The organism is Acinetobacter sp. PC34 (assembly GCF_051789135.1).
Lineage (GTDB): Bacteria > Pseudomonadota > Gammaproteobacteria > Pseudomonadales > Moraxellaceae > Acinetobacter > Acinetobacter johnsonii.
On sequence record NZ_CP196664.1, the window covers coordinates 3,457,010 to 3,477,069 of the forward strand.

The following is a 20,060-nucleotide window of genomic DNA, read 5'->3' on the forward strand; positions in this document are numbered from 1 at the left end:
TATTTTAATAAAAATATTCGGTTTTTCAGATTAAAATTTCCGATTTATCATTCTGATTGATCAAGAATTGAAAATAAGGATGCAGCATGGCTGATTTACAACGTAAACATGACACCATTCGTGATATCCATCATTTACAACTCCACGAAAGCCTGATTGGTGCTTTAGAGGATGTCAGCCAAGCTGAAGCAGTGGTTCATTCAATCCGTTCATTACAACATCTGGCGCAGCAGTGGAATTAAAGAATGCGTTATGCATTCTTTGACAAAGGGGGATCTGAGCCCTCAAAATGAGTCAAAAATCAGAAGATACAGACTGTTTGCTTTGGACTTTGGCGCAATTGATGATTTAATTCAGGCTTAGAATTGGGCATAATCTTCTTAATATCTCTGCATTTGTTAATAAATACCCAATTCATCTTCACAGTTTCTCTGCATTTTTTTCGTACATTATAGGAAAGAATGAAATTACCTTAATGAGGATTCAACATGAAAAAGATTTTGACAGTATTGGCAATCTCTTTCAGTGCTTTGATGGCAAGCAGTCTCAGTACTGCTGCCCCTCAGTTTGACCACGATCATCCACGCTATGGCAATGAGCCACGCGGGCGTGACTTTCGCGATTCAGATGATGACGATCAGCAAGATCGTCGACGGATGCGCGAAGAGCGCGGTGTCAAACGTTTACAACAGCATAAATGGCAACAAGGTTATGTCATGCCACAGCATTACCGTGGTAACGGCTATAAAGTCGAATATAAAGACCATAATCTTCCAAAGCCAAACCGAAATCAGCAGTGGTACAAAATCAACAATGACTACATCTTAGTCGATGCAGACAGCAACAATATTCTGCGGATTATGGGGCTTTAATCTGCGCTTCATTTTGTACAACTCAGCGAAATTATTGAAACCTGAATCAACACCCTTTCACCCGCTTTAGCACGACTGCATACTCCTCTTAAGAGACCACAGTCAGGCACAGCATGGAAGGCGTTGTTTCAGGTTTTTTTATGTGCCAAAGCTTTTGTTTGCAAGCATTTCAGAAAAACAACCATCTCCTCAGTCTCTTCATACATTTCACAATTCACCTAAATAGCCCTCACGCTTTCTCTAGAGTTATTCGCTAATTTTGAATAATCGAAACAAGACTAATACTGGACGAAAGCAATGAAAAAAATTCTGACTGCAATCACGCTCTCTTTAGGCGCACTCATGGCCACATCTGCAATGGCAACACCACAGTACTATGACCGCTCGCATGATCATGACTCGCGTTGGGATCATCGCGATGACCGCCGTTGGGACAATGACAACCGCTACCAAAACAAACGTGTTAACCCAAGCCGAGACTGGCGCTCAGGTCAAACTTTGCCACGCGGCTATGACTCATCGCGTTATCATGTTAGTGACCGCGAAGCACGTCGCCTACCCTACACTGGGCGCTACCAACAGTGGTATAAGATCAATGGTGACTATGTTTTAGTCAATGAACGTAATAACCGTATCCTGCGTATTATTGGTTAATTCTGGCTAGTGTCACAAAACCGATAGAACACCTGAACATTGCTTCAGGTGTTTTTCTATTTAAGACTTCCTCTTCTGCATTTTTTGATTAAAATCATGCTAAGCAGTTCATTTTGAGATAGGCATGCAAACGAATTCCATCGAAACACATCACAGTACAACTTTGCAGTATGTGCATTGGTTTCGACATTCTGCGCCTTATATCAATGCTCACCGTAATAAAACCTTTGTGATTATGTTCGATGGTGAAGCCGTTCAGCATGATAAATTTCAACATATTATTCACGACATTGCCCTGCTGCATTCACTCGGGATTCGCCTGATCTTGGTGCATGGGGCACGTCCGCAAATCAACCACAACTTAAAACAAAGCCAACTACAAACGCCATTTCATCAGTATCGTCGCGTCACCACCCGAGAATCGTTGGGCTGTGTAATGAACGCGGTGGGCTCGATTCGTTTACAAATTGAAGCCTTACTGTCGATGGGACTGGCCAATTCACCGATGTATGGCGCACGTATTGATGTGGTTTCAGGGAATTTTGTCACAGCCAAGCCCTATGGCATTCGCGATGGGGTCGATTTTCAGTTAACCGGCGAAGTCCGTACGGTCGATACCGATGCCATTCAACGCCATTTGGATAATCACAATATTGTGCTGCTCGGGCCAACAGGCTATTCCACCACAGGCGAAGTATTCAATCTGCTGGCAGAAGAAGTGGCGACCCGCACAGCGATTCATCTTAAAGCGGACAAATTGATTTTCTTGGGCAAACAACATGGTCTGCTCAATGAACATGGTCAGTTGCAACGCGAAATTTCTCCCCACAAGCTCGATGCACAAATTGAAAAATATCAAGATTCGAATCCAGACATTGCGGTACATTTACGCGGTGCCAAAAAGGCCTCGACGCATGGCGTCCATCGCGTCCATCTGATTTCCTATGCTTATGATGGTGCCTTGGTTGAGGAGCTCTTCACGCGTGATGGTTCGGGCACCATGATTACCGATGCCCATTATGAAGAAGTCCGTATGGCCAACATTCAAGATGTTGGCGGGCTGATTAACCTACTACGCCCACTTGAAGAAGAAGGCATTTTGGTTTATCGCTCACGTGAACGTCTCGAAAATGAAATTGGGCAATTTGCGGTGATTGAACGTGATGGCATGATTTTGGCCTGCGCTGCCCTCTACCCACTGCCAGCGGCAGAGGGTGAAATCCGCAGTGCTGAAATTGCCTGTGTCGCAGTCGATCCTAGCTATCGCAAATCTAATCGCGGCAGCCAAATTTTGCATTATCTCGAAGGTAAAGCCCGTAGTATGGGCATTCAACAGTTGTTTGTACTAACCACACGCACGGCTCATTGGTTCTTAGAACATGGCTTTGAAACGGCCAATGTCGATGAACTTCCCAATGCACGCCAAGCCTTATACAACTATCAGCGCAATTCGCTCGTCTTTAAAAAGCCACTTTAAGTGGCTTTTGCAGGATTATGGATATCTTTATTTCTCATATCTTTATCTAAAAAACACCGCAAAAATCGCTCAACTCTATATTGCGTGAAAGACTAAGCTTATTCCAAAAATAAAAATACCTTTTAAATAATAAATATCAATAAGTTAATCTCAATAAATTTTATATTTTATGTTTTTTATATCGCTGTTTTTTACATAAGTTTTGCACTTTTGTTTTTATCTTTTTTTTTCATGTCTAAAGCCCGATTTCTTATTTTTTCTGAAAAGAAATGCCCATTAGCGTATGTGTTCACCAACTCACTCACCTTATTTATTTGGAGTTATGAAACACATGAGCACTTCTCGAGCACAGTTCTGGATCAAAACAAGCGTTCTTTCTGCAGCAGTCGTGGGTGCCATGATGTTATCTGGATGTGGGAAAAAAGAAGCTGAAACCGTCACACTCAATATTGGCTTTCAGAAATATGGCATTTTGCCCATCGTCAAAGAGCGTGGCGCTTTAGAAACGGCGCTTAAAGCACAAAATGTCCAAGTGAAATGGGTCGAGTTTCCTGCTGGTCCACAGCTCCTCGAAGGCTTAAATGTCGGCAGTGTGGTCTTTGGTGAAGCGGGGGAAGCACCTCCGATTTTCGCACAAGCTGCAAATTCGAACTTGGTTTACATTGCCAACCAACCTGCTGCACCTAAAGCAGAAGCACTGATCGTACAAAAAGACTCAAAGATTCGAAGCATTCAAGATTTAAAAGGCAAACGGATTGCACTCAACAAAGGTTCAAATGTGCATTACCTGCTACTCAAAGTGTTAGAAGCGAATAACCTGAAACTTTCTGATATTGAAGCGGTGTATCTTCCACCATCGGATGCACGTGCCGCATTTGAACGTGGTGCAGTCGACGCTTGGGTGATTTGGGATCCCTTCTTTGCTGCCGCTGAACACCAAATCTCAGCACGTGTGATTGCTACGGGAGAAAACTTAGTCAGTAATCATCAGTTCTATTTGGCCGATCGTAAATTTGCCGAAACCCATCCAGAAGTTTTAAAAACGGTCGTCAATGAACTCAACACCACCACACAGTGGGTCGAACAAAATCAACAACAAGCAGCCCAATTGTTAGAAAAACCGACAGGCTTGTCTTTAGACATTTTACAAACTTCGATTGGTCGTATGGGCTTTGGCGTTCAACCCATTTCAGCCGAAGTCGCAAAAAAACAGCAGTACGTTGCGGATGCTTTCTATCAACAAAAACTCATTCCGAACCAGCTGAATATTGACGCTGCCATTATTAAATAAAAATATAGAGATCATCATGAAAACACTTAAAACAGTTTCCAGTATTGGCATCGTCACCTTGAGTCTTGGACTCGGGGCATGCCAAAAGCAAGACACGGCAGCAACAAATACTTCTGAAAAGCAGGCAGCAGCTCCAGTTAAAACCCTGTCGATTGGCTATCAAAAGTCGTCTTTGAACCTGTTGGTCGCACGTGAGCAAAAATTATTTGAGCAACAATTTCCTCAAGCCAAAATTGAATGGAAAGAGTTCCCTGCTGGCCCACAAATGTTAGAAGCCTTGGCCGTCGGTGCAGTTGATTTTGGCTCTGTGGGCAATACCCCACCGATCTTTGCTCAAGCTGCTGACAAAGAGCTAAGCTACGTCGGCTATGAGCAAGTTCCAGCCAATGCTCAAGCGCTGTTGATTGCTAAAAACAGTCCCATTGATTCAATTCAAGACCTAAAAGGCAAACGGATTGCGGTTCAACGCGGCTCAAGCGCGCATGAGTTACTGGCGAAAGTTCTACAAAAAGCAGGGCTCAGTTGGCAGGACATTCAACCGATTTGGCTGCCCCCTGCGGATGCGCGTGCCGCGTTTGATAAACAATCCATAGATGCATGGGCCATTTGGGAACCCTACCTCAGTGCAGCAGAGCAGGATGCACAGGCCAAAGTCTTGATTGATGGCACAGCATTTCCACAAACCTATTCTTTTTATATTGGCAACCCGAAGTTCATTCAGACTTATCCTGAGGCCACCGCTCAGTTCATTCACGGGCTGAATCAGGCCGATCAATGGGTGCTAAAAAACCAAGCGCAAGCACTTTCCGTCTATACCCAAAGTACAGGTTTACAGCCCTCTATTGCCCAACGCGTCATCGACAAACGTCTGAAGCCTTCACCAATTCAAACCCTGACGCCTGAAGTGGTGCAAGCCCAACAACAAATTGCGGATTTGTTCCAACAAGTCCAGCTCATTCCGAAACACATTCAAGTTCAAAGTACCGTTTGGGTTGCACCGAGCAAACCTTAAACGACTCTATCTAAGGATTTTTAAAAATGAAAATTTTCTGGTTTATCCCAACTCACGGTGACAGTCGCTACTTAGGTACCAGCAAAGGTGCTCGTCAAGTGGACCATGCCTATATGAAACAGATTGCGGTTGCCGTGGATAATTTGGGTTATGAAGGTGTACTGATTCCAACGGGTCGTTCATGTGAAGATCCATGGTTGACCGCAGCCAGTCTGATTGATGCCACGAAAAAATTAAAATTCTTGGTTGCATTACGTCCAGGCGTGACCACTCCAGCACTGGCTGCACGGATGGCAGCCACCTTTGACCGTCTCTCCAATGGTCGAGTTTTATTGAACTTGGTGACAGGTGGCGATGAAAAAGAACTGCAAGGCGATGGTGTTTATGAAGACCATTCGACTCGCTATAAAACTGCCAATGAATACGTCAAAATTTGGCGTGAGATTTTAACCCGCTCCCATACAGGTGAAAGCTTTACCTTTCACGGCGAACGTCTAAAAGTAGATGATGCCAAACTGCTATATCCACCTGTGCAACAACCCTACCCTCCACTTTGGTTTGGCGGCTCATCTGATGATGCCATCGAGTTGGCTACAGATCAGGTTGACACATATCTGACATGGGGGGAACCTCCTGCGGCAGTCAAAGCAAAAATTGACACTGTACGTTCCAAAGCCGAGGCCAAAGGCCGTACGCTCAACTATGGTATCCGTCTGCATGTGATTGTACGTGAAACCAATGAACAAGCATGGCAAGCGGCAGAAGAGCTCATTCAATATGTCGATGATGCCACCATTGCTGCAGCACAGGCAAAATTTAAGAGCATGGACTCGGTCGGCCAACGTCGCATGGCTGAACTACACAATGGTGACCGCAGCAAACTTGAAGTGTCCCCAAACCTTTGGGCTGGCCTAGGTCTGGTTCGTGGGGGTGCAGGTACGGCATTGGTCGGCGACCCTGAAACGGTTGCAGCCCGTATTCAAGAATATGCCGACTTGGGCATCAGCACCTTTATTTTCTCAGGCTATCCACATCTTGAAGAGTCGATTCGTTTTGCCGAGTTGGTGTTCCCTCTCCTGCCGCTTGAAACTCAAACAAAGTTAGCACAACCAAATTTAACAGGCCCCTTTGGTGAAATTGTGGCAAACAACTACACACCCGATGAAAACAAAAAAACCAAAGTGATTCAGGAGCCTGCCTAATGTCCAAAATCGTTTCAGTGCAAACCCTCCAGCAGGAAAAGGTTTCACGTGGAACTCAGTTGGGGCAGCTATTGCTGCCTTGGCTCTTTCCTATCGGCTTAATTGTGCTTTGGCAAATTGCCTCCAGCACAGGACTTTTAGAAAGTCGGATTTTACCTGCACCAACGGCGGTGGTTACTGCCTTCTGGAACTTGCTGCTGAGTGGAGAGCTTTGGAAGCATGTGCAAGTCAGTGCAGGCCGTGCCTTACTCGGCCTATTGGTGGGTGGAGGTTTAGGGCTCTTTCTGGGTTTGTTAAATGGTTCATCGAAAACGGCATCAACCCTGCTCGACACCACCCTACAGATGATACGAAATATTCCTGCGCTGGCACTTATTCCGTTGGTGATCTTATGGTTCGGGATTGATGAAACCGCCAAGCTGTTTTTGGTTGCAGTTGGGGTCTTTTTCCCCATTTACATCAACACCTATCACGGCATACGTTCGGTAGATCCACAACTGATTGAAATGGGGAAAAGCTATGGTTTGACCCGTTGGCAACTGTATAAAGAAATTATTTTACCGGGTGCGATGCCCTCTATTTTAGTCGGGCTGCGCTTTTCACTGGGTTTGGTGTGGGTCCTGCTGATCGTTGCCGAAACCATTTCTGCCCAAGCGGGCATCGGTTATATGACCATGAATGCGCGTGAATTTTTACAGACTGACATCGTTTTGGTGGGGATTTTACTGTATGCCCTACTTGGAAAATTGGCTGATGTACTGGCCGTCACATTAGAAAAATACCTGCTGCGCTGGCATGCAGGATACCAAAAATAAGGAGTCTGAGATGACTGATTTAAGCCTTGGTCGCCATGCCAATATTCCGTCGCTGCCAAATCACAATCAAGACATTAACCCTCAAGCGGTGCTTGGGGCCGAAATTATTATCGAACAACTGCATAAGTTTTATGGCTCAGTTAAAGTCCTCGAAGACTTAGATCTGCATATTCAGCCGGGTGAGTTTTTAGCCATTGTCGGACGCAGTGGTTGTGGTAAAAGTACCCTCCTGCGTCTGATTGCCAACTTAGAACAACAAAGCTACGGCGAAATTAAGTTTAAGTCCGCACGACACCTCCGCGAAGGGATTACAGCAGACGATATACGGGTCATGTTCCAAGATCCACGACTGTTACCATGGCGCTCAATTGAACAAAACGTACAACTAGGTTTGCCGAAACAACAACATGCCACTGCCTCGGGTCTGCTAGAAAAAGTCGGGCTTAAAGAAAAAGCGGGACTTTGGCCTTCGCAGCTCTCTGGGGGACAGCGTCAACGGACCGCTTTGGCAAGAGCTTTATCGCATAAGCCGCGGATTTTATTGCTCGATGAACCTTTGGGTGCACTCGATGCCTTAACCCGCTTAGACATGCAGAATTTGATTGAAAAATTATGGACGGAACAGGGCTTTACCGCCATTTTAGTCACCCATGATGTCAGTGAGGCCGTTCAACTGGCCGATCGGATTATTTTGCTAGACCGTGGCCATATTGCCAAAGAGTTTCAAGTCGACCTACCCCGCCCTCGCGTCAAAGATATGCAGTTCAATACCCTTGAACAGCAGGTGTTAAATGCAGTTTTAGCCATATAAGTAGACTAAAAAATCCTTAGCTTGGGGTGCTAAGGATTTTTTATGCTGAATTTCAGTAAAAAAACACAAGACCATCATATGAATTGAGCATACTTTATCTTAAATAATGTAATAAATTTCACGTTATTTTTATCAAAACATACCACTTCACATTGAATCATTTCATATAGTTTAGACAAAATAGTTTTTATATAATTATATTTTATTGGACAACTTTTAGAATTTATCGCAATTTAAGAGCCAATCTACAGAATAAATGATCATTATTCAAAAAATTAAATTTCCACTTTGTGCACAAATCTGATGATTTGCCGTACAATTTGTCCTTCCCCCTTTTTATTGTTTTTTAAATTAGAGAATGGAACAGAAAAAGAGTACTCAAAAACGCCACCAGCTGCTGAATGCTGCACTAGACGTCTTCTCACTCTATGGATTTAATGGAGCAAGCTTAGATGAAATCGCACAGATTGCTGAAATGCACAAATCGAATATTTTCTATTACTATGAAAATAAAGAAGCTTTGTACGTTGAAGTTTTAACGACGGTTTTACAAAAATGGTTAGCCCCACTACAGATGTTAGAAGCTGACTTAGAGCCGGAAGAAGCGATCACCAACTACTTATTGCAAAAAATTGAGGTTTCTCGGACTCAACCGAAAGCGTCTCGCTTGTTTGCTTTAGAAGTGATCCAAGGAGCGCCGCATATTTTGGAAATCCTCAAAGGGCCTTTAAAGAAGTTGGTCAAACGTAAAGCCAAAGTCATTAGCAATTGGCAAGAGCAAGGTAAAATTTCAACTGAAATAGACCCTGAGCTGTTAATCCTCAACATTTGGGCATTAACACAAAACTATGCTGATTTTGCCACGCAAATGGAAATGGTAACAGGTAAAACCCTACGTAACCGCAGTATGCAACAACGAGTCATTCAACATACCGTGCATATGATGCTGTATGGCGTGATCCCGCGAACACCGTCTGCATTATTCAAAGCTGAGTAATTTTGGCATACGACCATAGCACTCTATGGTCGCCGAATTGAAAAAGACAGAATCAAAGCCTCAGATACTTTCAAATAATGCTAATAATTTCTGAGCTCCCAATAACAAATTGTCTTCCCAGTCCAAATGCGCGGTGTCGTTGGCACCATCTGAAATATATTTGACCGAAATCAGGCGGACACCCTGTTTTTTACAGACCTTTGCCAGCGCATATCCTTCCATATCAACCAAATGACACGGTACTTTGGGCTTACCTGTTTCAAAGCTATCCCCTGTTCCACAAATGCCGGTACGGAGCTGCTGGAAAAAAGGTTCTAAATGAATTTCCGCAGGATGCATGGTGTCAAATGGGGTAAAACCGACAGCGAAACCCAGTGGAGAGACATCCATGTCGCGTTGTACAAATTGAGAGACTTCAACCAATTCGTGCTTATCAAAATACGTACTGCCTGCTGTGCCTAAATTAATCAGAGTTTTACAGCCTGTTTTTTGAATCACTTCAAATGCTTTATAGGCCGCGTTGACTTTACCAATACCGCTGTAATGGACTTCAATCCCTGCTTGCTCAAACAATCCTTTAGACTCATTCGGCAAAGCCATGATTAGTGCAACATCCGACATAAAATACCCAAATAACAGACTTCATGCGTGCCATTAGAAAACAAATCGATCCGAAAGAAAAGCGCCTCTGGTCTCTGCTCAAACAACCTACATAAGATCAGATGGCACTTTAAACTGAAAGGATTTCTGACCTCATTTATACTGCTGTTCTAAATAGGTTTTTAAGCACGGCGAAAAGAACAAATGACCTTGATAAAAACCCTGTGCCGTTTTGGTTGCGACCAAACTCCATAACAACATCATTATGGTTGCAAAAGCATAGCCAACAGCATACAAGAAAGCCAAGTTGAGTTGTTGGGCTAAGTTTAAGATTGCGAGTGTATACACGCCCAATGGGAAGGTCAGTCCCCACCAACCCAAATTAAACGGTAAGTCCTGTTTGGCATGGTGCAAAGTCGTGAGTACCGCAATTCCCAACCACCACAGTCCAAAACCCAGCAGGATTAAACTGGCTAAAATCCCTGCCTGATGAAATAACTGACCCAGTTGTGCTAAGCCCAAACTCGCCATCAGCGTCGGTGCCTGATGTCCTAAAACCAATAACGCCAAAGCAGCAGTGCCTATCGGCCCCAAAGCCAACCAACTGCTGACCGCCAACTCTTTTTCAGGCAATTTATGTAAGACCAAACGCAACATTAAAATCGTTAAAATTGCAAAGGCGGGTAATACTGAAACACCCCACAACACATAACTACCCAATAAAATCGCAACGGCGTGAGTATCAGCTGCCAAATGCCCCAGTAATAGACCACCACTGCTGGCTGCAACTTCACAGGCCACAATCGGCAATAACCACACCGCGGTCATCTGCTGTAAAGCATGCTCCTGATGTCGATACATGGCAAAAGGAACTGCCCACGCCACCAAGAGCGCTAAGACCACATCGGTATACCAGAGCATTTGCGCAATCTGTACAGCTGTGTCGCCATAAATAGGCTGACCATACTTTAAAAAGCCATTGAGGATGGTGGCCAGCGCCATCGGAATCGTCCCTAAAAATAGGCTCATGCTTGAATGTTGAAAAATCTGTTTGGCTTCGTGCGGATAAAATGCCCAACGTAAGCCATATAGCACACTAAAAAGTACGAACAATAAAATATTGAAATACCACAGCCCTGTGCCGAGTTGCCATGTGAGTGCCTTTAACATCGGAAACTCTGATACAATTAACGCCACAACACCTGTTCCCATACTGACAGTGAACCAGTTGGGAGTGAACTGACGAATGATATTGTGGCGCTGTCCAAGTTGTGTAAATGGTTTTTGCATGAGTTCGGCCTCATTTAAAATCTACATTTATATTAATCAAATTTATAAATAAGAAAAATTGATTAATTTATATTAAATAAATCAATAAAATTGATATAAATATACTTTGCACTAAATTTTGCGTTGTCAAAAAACAACCACAAGACGAATGCCCAAGAATATGGCAATATATAAGCCGTTCTTAATTCCAAGCACTTGATTTGCCCATGAAGCTGCTCCGTCTAAATGCTTTGCCCTCAAAACCCCAATTAGAAAAAACCGCTGTCACTATCGGTAATTTTGACGGGGTGCATTTGGGTCATCAAGCCATGATTCATCAGCTCAAAGCCGTTGCAAAACAACAAAATCTAAAAACAGTGGTGATGATTTTTGAACCTCAACCACTTGAATTCTTTAAAGGTTATGATGCTCCACCGCGTATTTCATCATTGCGTGAGAAAGTCGAATATTTAACTGAGCTGGGTGTGGACTATATTGCGGTTGCGAAATTTGACAACAGCTTCCGCAGTTTAAGTGCAGAACAATTTGCCGATATTTTAAAAGAAAAACTCAATGCCCAAAGTTTGGTTTTAGGCGATGACTTTCACTTTGGTAAAAACCGCCAAGGCAACAGCGAATTTCTCGAAAACTATGGTTTTCAAGTCCACAATCTAGAAACTATCCTCTCAGAAGGTGAACGCGTCAGTTCAACTCGGATTCGCCAAACACTGGCCGCAGGGGACTTGGCGCTGGCTGCTCAGTTATTAGGGCGCCCTTATAGCATTACGGGTCGCGTACAATATGGCGACCAAATTGGCCGAACCCTTGATTTTCCAACCATTAATGTTCGTTTAAACCGACATAAACCCTGTTTAAACGGCATTTATGGTGTAGATGTGATATGTGAAACCGCGTCTTTACGCGACAAAGTGAAAGCAGACCATCCTGATCGATTAGGGGTTGCAGGATATGACCATTCAGCACTTTTTGGTGCGGGTCATGTCGGAACACGTCCAGCCATTCAACAAGCACAGCCAGAATGGCGATTAGAAGTACATTTCCCTGATGTTTCTGCTAATCTGTATGGCTTGTTAATGCGGGTCACTTTCTTAAACTATTTACATGGTGAAAAGAACTACCCTTCGCTGGAAGCACTAAAAGCGGGAATTGATGATGATGTGGTGAAACTGCTTGAGTTCCGCCAAAACACCCCCACATTTCCCTTTTAAATACCAATCAATTTTATGTAAAACGCGTCAGCCGAGCCGCTGATTAAATTGGAAGACATCTTGCATGAGCGATAAGCAAACTACTGAAAATGCAGTGGATTATAAAGCCACACTCAACCTCCCAGGTACCGAATTTGCCATGAAAGCAAACCTTGCGGTGCGTGAAGCAAAATGGTTAGAAGAGTGGTATGCCGACAACATTTATCAGCAGATTCGTGCGTCGCGTATTGGCAAGAAAAAATATGTCCTGCATGACGGCCCTCCTTATGCAAATGGCCAAATTCACTTGGGTCATGCGGTCAATAAAGTTTTAAAAGATATCATTATTAAAAGTCGTATTCTCGACGGCTTCGATGCCCCTTATGTACCAGGTTGGGACTGTCACGGCCTTCCGATTGAACTGAAAGTAGAAGAGAAAGTCGGTAAAGTGGGCGTGAAGGTGGATGCTTCTACTTTCCGTAAAGCCTGCCGTGAATATGCTTACACCCAAGTTGAACTGCAAAAGAAAGACTTTGTGCGTATGGGCGTGTTTGGTGACTGGGACAATCCTTACCTGACCATGAACTTTAAGCAGGAAGCGGACATTGTGCGTTCTGTTGGCGCGATTGCAAAAGCAGGCCATATCGAACCAGGTCTTAAACCTGTGAACTGGTGTTTAGACTGTGGTTCAGCTTTGGCTGAAGCTGAAGTGGAATATGAAGATAAAAAATCTGACGCGATTGACGTTGGTTTTACGGTTATCGATTTAAAAGACTTAAGCGAACGTTTAAATCTCAACGTAGAAGCTGCAACAGATATCGTAATTTGGACCACCACGCCTTGGACTTTGCCTGCAAACCAAGCAGTTGCCGTCCATGCTGAAATTGACTATCAACTAGTTCAAGTTAGCACCGACCGTGGCGTTCAAAACTTTATTTTAGCTAAAGACTTGGTTGAATCTGCAGTTGAGCGTTATAAGCTTGAAAAACCTGTGGTTCTCGCTGATTTTAACGGCTCAGTAATCGAAAACCTATTATTACAACACCCGTTACTGACCGATCGCCAAGTGCCTGTGATTTTAGGTGAACACGTGATTGCAACCAGCGGTACAGGGGCGGTACATACGGCACCTGGCCATGGTGTAGACGACTATAAAGTTGGCTTACATTACAACTTAAAAGTTGAAAACCCAGTGGGCGGTAATGGTGTGTACTTACCAACTTCACCGATTTTTGCAGGCGAGCACATCTACAAAGCCAATCCAAAAATTATTGAAGCTTTGGATGCAGTTGGTCGCTTATGGGCACATCAACCGATCAAACACAGCTACCCACACTGCTGGCGCCATAAAACACCGATTATCTTCCGTGCGACCCCACAGTGGTTTATCAGCATGGATGCACAAGGTCTGCGTCAAAACGCTTTAAATGCGATCGAAAACGAGATTAGCTTTGTGCCGGATTGGGGTAAAAACCGTATTCAAGCCATGATCGAAGGTCGTCCAGACTGGTGTATCTCACGTCAACGTACGTGGGGTGTGCCAATCCCATTCTTCGTGCATAAAGACACCAACGAGCTCCATCCGCGCACAGCCGAGTTGATCGAAGAAGTCGCGAAATTGATCGAACAAGAAGGGATTGACGCTTGGTATAACCGTGAAGCGAAAGACTTTATTGGTGATGAAGCGGAACAGTACAACTGTGTGCGTGACACTTTAGACGTGTGGTTCGACTCAGGCACAACGCACTATGCCGTGTTGCGTGAACGCGAAGAACTCACCGATCCTGCTGATTTATACCTTGAAGGTTCAGACCAACACCGTGGTTGGTTCCAGTCTTCATTGCTCACCTCGATTGCGATCAATGAACGTGCGCCGTACAAAGGTTTACTGACCCATGGCTTCGTGGTGGATGAAAAAGGCCGTAAGATGTCAAAATCTTTGGGCAACATCATCACCCCACAAGACATCATTAAAGACATGGGTGCAGACGGCTTACGTTTCTGGATTGCATCAGCCGATTACCGTTATGAAATGACTGCTGGTAAAGAAATCTTTAACCGTGCATCAGATGGCTACCGCCGTATTCGTAATACCTTGCGTTTCTTATTGGCAAACTTAAATGGGTTCAAACCATCGACGGATGCACTGCCTGTAGATCAATTGATCGCACTTGATCAATACATCTTGCAACGTGCAGCAGATGTACAGAAAACCATTCAGCAAGCCTATGAAGATATGAACTTCCATATCGTGACCAATGCGCTGACCAACTTCTGTATCAACGACTTGGGTGGTTTCTACCTCGACATCATCAAAGACCGTCAGTACACCACCAAAGCCGATTCACAAGCGCGCCATTCAGCTCAAACTGCGCTGTATCATTTGGTTCAAGCCTTTGTACGTTGGATGTCACCAATTTTGAGCTTTACCGCTCAAGAAGCATGGCCACTGATTCCAGAACAAACTGAGAAATACGTGTTCACTGCGGAATGGTATGACATTCCTGTGGCTTCAAAAGCAAACTTGTTGTCTGAAGCCGATTGGCAAACGCTGATTGCAGTGAAGTCTGCGGTGAACAAGTTCATCGAAACTGCGCGTACCGCGAAAATCGTGGGTTCAAATCTCTCTGCCAAAGTTGAACTGTGGGCAGATGCAGAACTCAAAGACGTACTGGGTCGTTTAGATGATGAACTTCGTTTTGTTATGATCACTTCACAAGTCTTGGTCAATGCATTCGATGCAACTCAAGGTGAAGCCTCTGATCTGGCAGGTCTGAATGTTCAAGTCTCTGCGGCTGATGGTGAAAAATGTGTACGCTGCTGGCATGTTCTGCCAGATGTGAATACACATGTTACACATCCAGGTCTATGTGGTCGTTGTATTATCAACCTTCCTACAGGCCAAGGCGAAGAGAGAAAGTATGCCTAACCCACAACATAAAAAGGGCTTATTCCAATTCTATCCGCACAATTTGGTGTGGGTAGGTTTGGCTATTCTAGCCATTGTCTTAGATCAATGGACCAAATGGATTGCAAGTACCCATCTGAATTATGCAGATCCAGTACCAGTCCTGCCCTTTTTAAATTGGACCTTATTGCATAACTATGGCGCAGCCTTTAGTTTCTTATCCGATGCGGGCGGCTGGCAACGTTATTTCTTTACCTCTCTTGCAGGTATTGTGTCTGTCATTTTTCTGTTTTGGCTAATGCGTATGCCTAAAACCGTGAAAGTACTGCCCATCGCGATTGCTCTTATTTTAGGTGGTGCTATAGGGAATCTAATTGATCGTGTAACCTTAGGCTACGTGGTTGATTTTATTCATGTGTACTATCAAAACAGCCACTTCCCTGCGTTTAATATTGCAGATAGTGCGATTACGCTAGGAACGATCCTTTTGTTGATCGATACCTTTTTTCTCGAAAAAAACCGTATCCAACGTGCCGAAGTAAACCATGACTGATTTTATTAATCCCAATGAAGAAACTCGCGTAAGCGAAGGTTCAAAAGTAGAGTTACATTTTTCTGTTTGCATTGAAAATGGCGTAGAAATTGATAATACACGTAGCCGTGAAGAGCCTGTGAGCCTTGTAATGGGTGATGGCAGCTTACTGCCTGGTTTTGAAAAAGCACTGTTTGGTTTACGTGCTGGCGACCGTCGTACAGTGAGCCTACCGCCAGAAGATGCTTTTGGCCCGTGGAATCCTGAAAACGTACAACAGTTTGATACGGTCAAATTTGAACAGCGTCCTATTGAAGGGCACATGATTGAATTTGAGGACAAAGCTAAACAGAGTCTTTATGGTGTGGTTAAAACTGTAGGTGATGACATCACCGAAGTCGACTTTAACCATCCATTGGCAGGTAAAGATATTACCTTTGAAGTTGAAATCTTCAAAGTGACGCCTGCTGGCCAACAAGGCATTAAAATTATGTAAAGCCACAGATCGACTGTCTGTGTGACATTCAAAGCCCCTTCAGGGGCTTTTTTAATGCCTCAAACACTTGTCGATCAGATACATATTCAATCTATGCAAAGCCTAATTTTCATACTACCGTAGCGTAATCACATTTATTTCCCAAGGATTTTTTATGAAAATTCAGGTCATTATAGGCAGTGTGCGCGAAGGTCGGACAGCCATTAAAGTTGCGCGATGGGTGCAAAAAGGCTTTGAACAACTAGAACTCAATACGGTCCAACTCGAGTTGGTCGACTTAAAAGAGTGGGATTTGCCAATTTTTTCAGGTGCAAATCCCCCTATGACAGGGATTTATGATCAACCCAAACAACAAGCATGGGCCGACCACATTGCGCAAGGCGATGCCTTTATTTTCATTAGCCCCGAATACAATCATGGTTATAGCCCTGCACTTAAAAATGCTTTGGATTACTTAGGCAAAGAATGGCAGGGTAAACCTGCGGCCTATATCAGTTATGGTGGTACCAATGGCTCACGCTCCATCGACCAAATTCGCCAAGTCGGTACTCAGCTCGGTCTGGTCGATACCAATGCGGTGATTGAAATTCGAGATATTTTTTCACGCAATAAAACCGAAGATTTTGAACCAAATCCTTTTGATGAGAAAAATTTAAAAGCAGCAATTGATAAACTCATTAAATATGTCAGTGCATAAGCATGAGATTCTTCTGTACGCTATTGCTTACAGTAACTTAAGTATTTGTCGGCTTTTCAATAAACAGCATCGACGCTATAGTTAAATCATACAGCGACAGGATGTCTCAGATTAAAAACAAAAATAACAACATACGCAGCAGGATGCTGATCGGTAGGACAGGAGTTATACCGCTTGAAAGAATTTAAAAAGCCCTCGACAGGATGTCGGGGGCTTTTTAATTGTATTGATTTTTAGCTCAATTTTTTTCCAAAAGCCCAAATCAAGATCAGATATTAACTAACCTCTTATATGCTTCAATACTTTAGAAGAAGCTCGTGAATACAAATTAAAATTGGTCTGACAGGATGTCTATCTCAACTTAAATATTCTAAAAATAACGATATAAAACATATAAATAAATACCAAATGTTTCCCAAGTAATCATTTCCGTCCAACGTATATATTTAAGCGCTAGTACATAAAGTAAATCCATCAAATATTAAGGCTTTCACCATTTGTCGGTATGTTCTTCTGCACAACGAAATATTACATCTTATGCCCGAACTACACTTTATACTCTCGCCCACTGAACATTTGCTGATTCAGCCAAAAGGCTTCAGTCCAATACAATAAATTAAAAAAACAACAATAGAGACCATTCCATGCAACTAAACACCACACTTTTAAATGATTATTGCAAAATTTATGCCTCTGATCCTGAATATTCAGATGTAGATGCTCTAGCCGCCTACGTTAGAGTCCATCGTACAGAGCTTATGTAAGAGTTGCATCAGTACGGCATCTTATTATTTCGCGGCTTTAAATTACAACGTCACTATGAGTTTCATGAGTTGATCGAATATCATTTTCAGTTTGAACCTTAGCATACATTTACGCCTAAGAAATCAGGTTGGTTTGCCTCTTTCATGCGTAAATATAGCGAAAATCGTGCAGGTGATGATAGACCTTATCTCAACCACAATACGGTGCAATTAGACTATGTTGAAAACTCAATTCAAGGTCCACATGTCGAAGGTGGCCTATACTCGACTCGCTCGCGTTATATTGCCTTGTTTTGCCAAGAACCCGCGGACCACTTACTTGAAACTGGGTTTAATAACCTCGAAAAAATTTGGGCCCATTTTCCAGTCAGCTCACAACAAAAATACTTAGGCGCATGGAACCATTTTTCTTATATTTCAACACGTAAGCTTAATCTATTTGATCGCTTGACCTTCAATAAAAGCTCATTTGGTTTCCAGAAAAAATCAAATAAAGAAAGCAAACTTACCTTAAAACGCTCACCTTTCGTTGTCATACACCCGAACACGCAAAAGTTGATGATCCAGCCGTGGGCTTTTGCAAACAATACCAATTCTTTTGCCCATCAAGCTGCACAAAAAAGCTTTAAGCATCGAGGAAAGCTTCTACCAGACACTACGGCTCATTGCATGCAACTGTCATGGGAACTTTTCACCCATGAAGGTGAAAAAATTGAATGGACGGATCAGGAAAAACAGCACTTCTTTGAAGTCTTATATCACGATGCACTCTTGCTCCAGTGGCAAAAAGGGGATGTCGCCTTGGTCGATAATATTAAAATTGCCCATTGGCGGATGAATGGCAAACAAGGACAACGAAAACTGATGCAGATCCAAGCCAATGTCTTAAATGCCGATCGACATGCTGCGCTTTAAGACCGCCTTCCTTAGCAACACTCTGTTTGGGTGATTAATGTGAAAGCAGCTGAATTAAATCTGCATGTTTTCCATCCTCAATCACCCAAATACTGCCATCTTTCGCTTGTTGTAAACCACGGATACGTTCTTTCATATCTATCCGTTGAATTTCTTTTACTGGCTGTGCTGTGGTGTCTACAATAATTAATGCTTCAGATGAAAGCCCACCAATGATGGCTTTATCCTGCCACTTTGGAAACATCTGTCCCGTATAAAAAATCAAACTCGATGGAGAAATCACAGGGGTCCAATCTAATTTCGGCGCTTCAAACTCAGGTCGTGTGGCGTGGTCAGGGATATTCATACCACTATAATGATCACCATTCGAAACGATTGGATAACCATAGTTTTTAGCCTTTTGAATTAAATTGAGTTCATCCCCACCTTTGGGGCCCATCTCCACCACCCAAAGTTGTTTTTTGGCATCCAAAGCCATTCCCAAAGGATTACGATGCCCCAAACTCCATATTTGTTTTGCGATATCCCCCTGCATCTGAAATGGATTATCTGAAGCAACCGAACCATCATCATTCAAACGAATCATTTTTCCAAGGTTCGATGTTAAATCTTGTGCAGGATCAAACTTTTGCCGCTCTCCTGAACTAATCCATAGTTTTCCTGCGCCATCAAATAACATCCGATGTGCATAATGTCCTTGCCCACGCACCTTAGGTACTTGTTTCCATATCGTTTTAAGGTTATCTAATTGTGGCTGTGCCTGATCTAAATTCAAATCAGCACGAATCACGACCGCACCATAACCATCTTGCCCTGCTTCTGCATAGCTAAGATAAATTTGATGGTTTTGTGCAAACTCAGGATGTAAAACAATATCACCTAATCCGCCCTGACCACCATAAGCCACTTTAGGTATATTCTTAATGAGGATCTTTGTCTGATCTATAGGATTAAATAAAATCAACTGTCCTGATCTTTCAGTAATCAATAATCGCCCATCGGGTAATACCGCTAATGCCCATGGCTCATTAAATTCAGCGATACGCTTGAGATCTATAGATGTGCCTAAAGAAGTGAAACTGTCCTGTTTTTCCTGTGCCGCTGACTCTATCTGACTTTGAGCATGACATGCCATTAAGCCCAAAAATGCACTCACTGTCATCAACAAACAAAAAGCTTTTTTTCTCAGCATTGCCTTCCCCATTAAACGCACGATCCCAATTCATTGTAGAGAAATCATAAGTACAGCGTTATCCGCTTTGGTAACAAGATGAATCCGTGTAAGTCAAAGCTTACAAAAACTAAGGAAAGTGACCACTAGCCTTAAAACAGCTTATAGCATATATTGAATACATCAGGAGACAGGACGTTTCCCAAACTTAAAACAACAATAATCAGTTTGAGCATCAGGACATGAGATATGACAGGAGTTGTATCTAAGCACTGAAATACAAAGAAACCTCGACAGGATGTCGGGGTTTCTTTTTTATTGAGCACATTAAAACTTAAATGAAACCTTGCTTTGACACATTTTGCATGA

The 20,060-nt window shown here is 43.2% G+C and carries 19 protein-coding genes; 16 read left to right on the forward strand and 3 right to left on the reverse strand.

Annotation, left to right across the window (positions count from 1 at the left end):
* Nucleotides 1–86: 86 nt before the first annotated feature.
* From ACSC9N_RS16805 to ACSC9N_RS16850, 10 genes are all read left to right on the forward strand, one after another.
* The gene (locus ACSC9N_RS16805; RefSeq protein ID WP_171263897.1) at nucleotides 87–242 is read left to right on the forward strand and encodes a hypothetical protein; all 156 of its coding nucleotides are present in this window, start codon (nucleotides 87–89) and stop codon (nucleotides 240–242) included.
* Between the two features lie 246 nt (nucleotides 243–488).
* Nucleotides 489–872, forward strand: a complete 384-nt coding sequence (locus ACSC9N_RS16810; RefSeq protein ID WP_004983820.1) for an RcnB family protein — start codon at nucleotides 489–491, stop codon at nucleotides 870–872.
* A 297-nt stretch (nucleotides 873–1,169) separates the two neighbouring features.
* Nucleotides 1,170–1,526, forward strand: coding sequence for an RcnB family protein (locus ACSC9N_RS16815; RefSeq protein WP_395474952.1), 357 nt, complete (start codon nucleotides 1,170–1,172; stop codon nucleotides 1,524–1,526).
* 124 nt (nucleotides 1,527–1,650) lie between these two features.
* Nucleotides 1,651–3,003: an amino-acid N-acetyltransferase gene (gene argA, locus ACSC9N_RS16820; RefSeq protein WP_395474953.1), complete on the forward strand. Its 1,353-nt coding sequence runs from the start codon at nucleotides 1,651–1,653 to the stop codon at nucleotides 3,001–3,003.
* A gap of 331 nt (nucleotides 3,004–3,334) precedes the next feature.
* Complete coding sequence (locus tag ACSC9N_RS16825; RefSeq protein WP_348958421.1) at nucleotides 3,335–4,294, forward strand: sulfonate ABC transporter substrate-binding protein; 960 nt, start codon at nucleotides 3,335–3,337, stop codon at nucleotides 4,292–4,294.
* A gap of 16 nt (nucleotides 4,295–4,310) precedes the next feature.
* Nucleotides 4,311–5,306 (forward strand): aliphatic sulfonate ABC transporter substrate-binding protein, encoded by a 996-nt coding sequence (locus tag ACSC9N_RS16830; protein WP_395474954.1) that lies wholly within the window; start codon nucleotides 4,311–4,313, stop codon nucleotides 5,304–5,306.
* A gap of 26 nt (nucleotides 5,307–5,332) precedes the next feature.
* On the forward strand, nucleotides 5,333–6,508 hold the full coding sequence (gene ssuD / locus ACSC9N_RS16835) for an FMNH2-dependent alkanesulfonate monooxygenase (protein ID WP_395474955.1): 1,176 nt from the start codon (nucleotides 5,333–5,335) through the stop codon (nucleotides 6,506–6,508).
* On the forward strand, nucleotides 6,508–7,323 hold the full coding sequence (gene ssuC / locus ACSC9N_RS16840; RefSeq protein ID WP_178928700.1) for an aliphatic sulfonate ABC transporter permease SsuC: 816 nt from the start codon (nucleotides 6,508–6,510) through the stop codon (nucleotides 7,321–7,323). Before ssuD ends, ssuC begins: the two co-directional genes overlap by 1 nt.
* A 10-nt stretch (nucleotides 7,324–7,333) precedes the next feature.
* The gene (locus ACSC9N_RS16845; protein WP_395474956.1) at nucleotides 7,334–8,134 is read left to right on the forward strand and encodes an ABC transporter ATP-binding protein; all 801 of its coding nucleotides are present in this window, start codon (nucleotides 7,334–7,336) and stop codon (nucleotides 8,132–8,134) included.
* Nucleotides 8,135–8,492: 358 nt separating this feature from the next.
* Nucleotides 8,493–9,131, forward strand: a complete 639-nt coding sequence (locus ACSC9N_RS16850) for a TetR/AcrR family transcriptional regulator (protein ID WP_058868590.1) — start codon at nucleotides 8,493–8,495, stop codon at nucleotides 9,129–9,131.
* A gap of 60 nt (nucleotides 9,132–9,191) precedes the next feature.
* Here ACSC9N_RS16850 and ACSC9N_RS16855 read toward each other — a convergent pair whose 3' ends face one another.
* Nucleotides 9,192–9,752, reverse strand: coding sequence for a phosphorylase family protein (locus tag ACSC9N_RS16855; protein ID WP_062031505.1), 561 nt, complete (start codon nucleotides 9,750–9,752; stop codon nucleotides 9,192–9,194).
* Nucleotides 9,753–9,884: 132 nt separating this feature from the next.
* Complete coding sequence (locus ACSC9N_RS16860; RefSeq protein WP_395474957.1) at nucleotides 9,885–11,021, reverse strand: TDT family transporter; 1,137 nt, start codon at nucleotides 11,019–11,021, stop codon at nucleotides 9,885–9,887.
* Between the two features lie 206 nt (nucleotides 11,022–11,227).
* Between ACSC9N_RS16860 and ribF the strand changes: the two genes are divergently transcribed.
* The 6 genes from ribF (at nucleotide 11,228) to ACSC9N_RS16890 (ending at nucleotide 18,520) form a co-directional block, all read left to right on the forward strand.
* Nucleotides 11,228–12,229, forward strand: coding sequence for a bifunctional riboflavin kinase/FAD synthetase (ribF, locus tag ACSC9N_RS16865; RefSeq protein WP_058868587.1), 1,002 nt, complete (start codon nucleotides 11,228–11,230; stop codon nucleotides 12,227–12,229).
* A 64-nt stretch (nucleotides 12,230–12,293) separates the two neighbouring features.
* Nucleotides 12,294–15,137, forward strand: coding sequence for an isoleucine--tRNA ligase (ileS, locus tag ACSC9N_RS16870; protein ID WP_395474959.1), 2,844 nt, complete (start codon nucleotides 12,294–12,296; stop codon nucleotides 15,135–15,137).
* Nucleotides 15,130–15,669, forward strand: coding sequence for a signal peptidase II (lspA, locus tag ACSC9N_RS16875; RefSeq protein ID WP_010325539.1), 540 nt, complete (start codon nucleotides 15,130–15,132; stop codon nucleotides 15,667–15,669). Before ileS ends, lspA begins: the two co-directional genes overlap by 8 nt.
* Entirely contained in the window at nucleotides 15,662–16,144 is a 483-nt protein-coding gene (locus ACSC9N_RS16880; protein WP_004684162.1) for an FKBP-type peptidyl-prolyl cis-trans isomerase, read from the forward strand. Before lspA ends, ACSC9N_RS16880 begins: the two co-directional genes overlap by 8 nt.
* Before the next feature lie 154 nt (nucleotides 16,145–16,298).
* Nucleotides 16,299–16,841 (forward strand): NADPH-dependent FMN reductase, encoded by a 543-nt coding sequence (locus ACSC9N_RS16885; RefSeq protein ID WP_114836732.1) that lies wholly within the window; start codon nucleotides 16,299–16,301, stop codon nucleotides 16,839–16,841.
* A gap of 908 nt (nucleotides 16,842–17,749) precedes the next feature.
* Nucleotides 17,750–18,520 (forward strand): TauD/TfdA family dioxygenase, encoded by a 771-nt coding sequence (locus ACSC9N_RS16890; protein WP_395474960.1) that lies wholly within the window; start codon nucleotides 17,750–17,752, stop codon nucleotides 18,518–18,520.
* 34 nt (nucleotides 18,521–18,554) lie between these two features.
* Here the strand turns inward: ACSC9N_RS16890 and ACSC9N_RS16895 are convergent, their stop codons facing one another.
* The gene (locus ACSC9N_RS16895; protein WP_395474961.1) at nucleotides 18,555–19,712 is read right to left on the reverse strand and encodes a PQQ-dependent sugar dehydrogenase; all 1,158 of its coding nucleotides are present in this window, start codon (nucleotides 19,710–19,712) and stop codon (nucleotides 18,555–18,557) included.
* Nucleotides 19,713–20,060 lie beyond the last annotated feature (348 nt).

Bases quoted from the DNA above. Each gene is read 5' to 3' on its own strand.
- ACSC9N_RS16830 (WP_395474954.1), top strand. From the start codon at position 4,311: ATGAAAACACTTAAAACAGTTTCCAGTATTGGCATCGTCACCTTGAGT.
- ACSC9N_RS16825 (WP_348958421.1), top strand. From the start codon at position 3,335: ATGAGCACTTCTCGAGCACAGTTCTGGATCAAAACAAGCGTTCTTTCT.
- ACSC9N_RS16860 (WP_395474957.1), bottom strand. From the start codon at position 11,021: ATGCAAAAACCATTTACACAACTTGGACAGCGCCACAATATCATTCGT.
- ACSC9N_RS16855 (WP_062031505.1), bottom strand. From the start codon at position 9,752: ATGTCGGATGTTGCACTAATCATGGCTTTGCCGAATGAGTCTAAAGGA.
- ACSC9N_RS16815 (WP_395474952.1), top strand. From the start codon at position 1,170: ATGAAAAAAATTCTGACTGCAATCACGCTCTCTTTAGGCGCACTCATG.
- ACSC9N_RS16880 (WP_004684162.1), top strand. From the start codon at position 15,662: ATGACTGATTTTATTAATCCCAATGAAGAAACTCGCGTAAGCGAAGGT.
- ileS (WP_395474959.1), top strand. From the start codon at position 12,294: ATGAGCGATAAGCAAACTACTGAAAATGCAGTGGATTATAAAGCCACA.
- ACSC9N_RS16810 (WP_004983820.1), top strand. From the start codon at position 489: ATGAAAAAGATTTTGACAGTATTGGCAATCTCTTTCAGTGCTTTGATG.
- ACSC9N_RS16885 (WP_114836732.1), top strand. From the start codon at position 16,299: ATGAAAATTCAGGTCATTATAGGCAGTGTGCGCGAAGGTCGGACAGCC.
- ribF (WP_058868587.1), top strand. From the start codon at position 11,228: ATGAAGCTGCTCCGTCTAAATGCTTTGCCCTCAAAACCCCAATTAGAA.
- ACSC9N_RS16890 (WP_395474960.1), top strand. From the start codon at position 17,750: ATGCGTAAATATAGCGAAAATCGTGCAGGTGATGATAGACCTTATCTC.
- ssuD (WP_395474955.1), top strand. From the start codon at position 5,333: ATGAAAATTTTCTGGTTTATCCCAACTCACGGTGACAGTCGCTACTTA.
- lspA (WP_010325539.1), top strand. From the start codon at position 15,130: ATGCCTAACCCACAACATAAAAAGGGCTTATTCCAATTCTATCCGCAC.
- ACSC9N_RS16850 (WP_058868590.1), top strand. From the start codon at position 8,493: ATGGAACAGAAAAAGAGTACTCAAAAACGCCACCAGCTGCTGAATGCT.
- argA (WP_395474953.1), top strand. From the start codon at position 1,651: ATGCAAACGAATTCCATCGAAACACATCACAGTACAACTTTGCAGTAT.
- ACSC9N_RS16845 (WP_395474956.1), top strand. From the start codon at position 7,334: ATGACTGATTTAAGCCTTGGTCGCCATGCCAATATTCCGTCGCTGCCA.
- ACSC9N_RS16895 (WP_395474961.1), bottom strand. From the start codon at position 19,712: ATGCTGAGAAAAAAAGCTTTTTGTTTGTTGATGACAGTGAGTGCATTT.
- ssuC (WP_178928700.1), top strand. From the start codon at position 6,508: ATGTCCAAAATCGTTTCAGTGCAAACCCTCCAGCAGGAAAAGGTTTCA.
- ACSC9N_RS16805 (WP_171263897.1), top strand. From the start codon at position 87: ATGGCTGATTTACAACGTAAACATGACACCATTCGTGATATCCATCAT.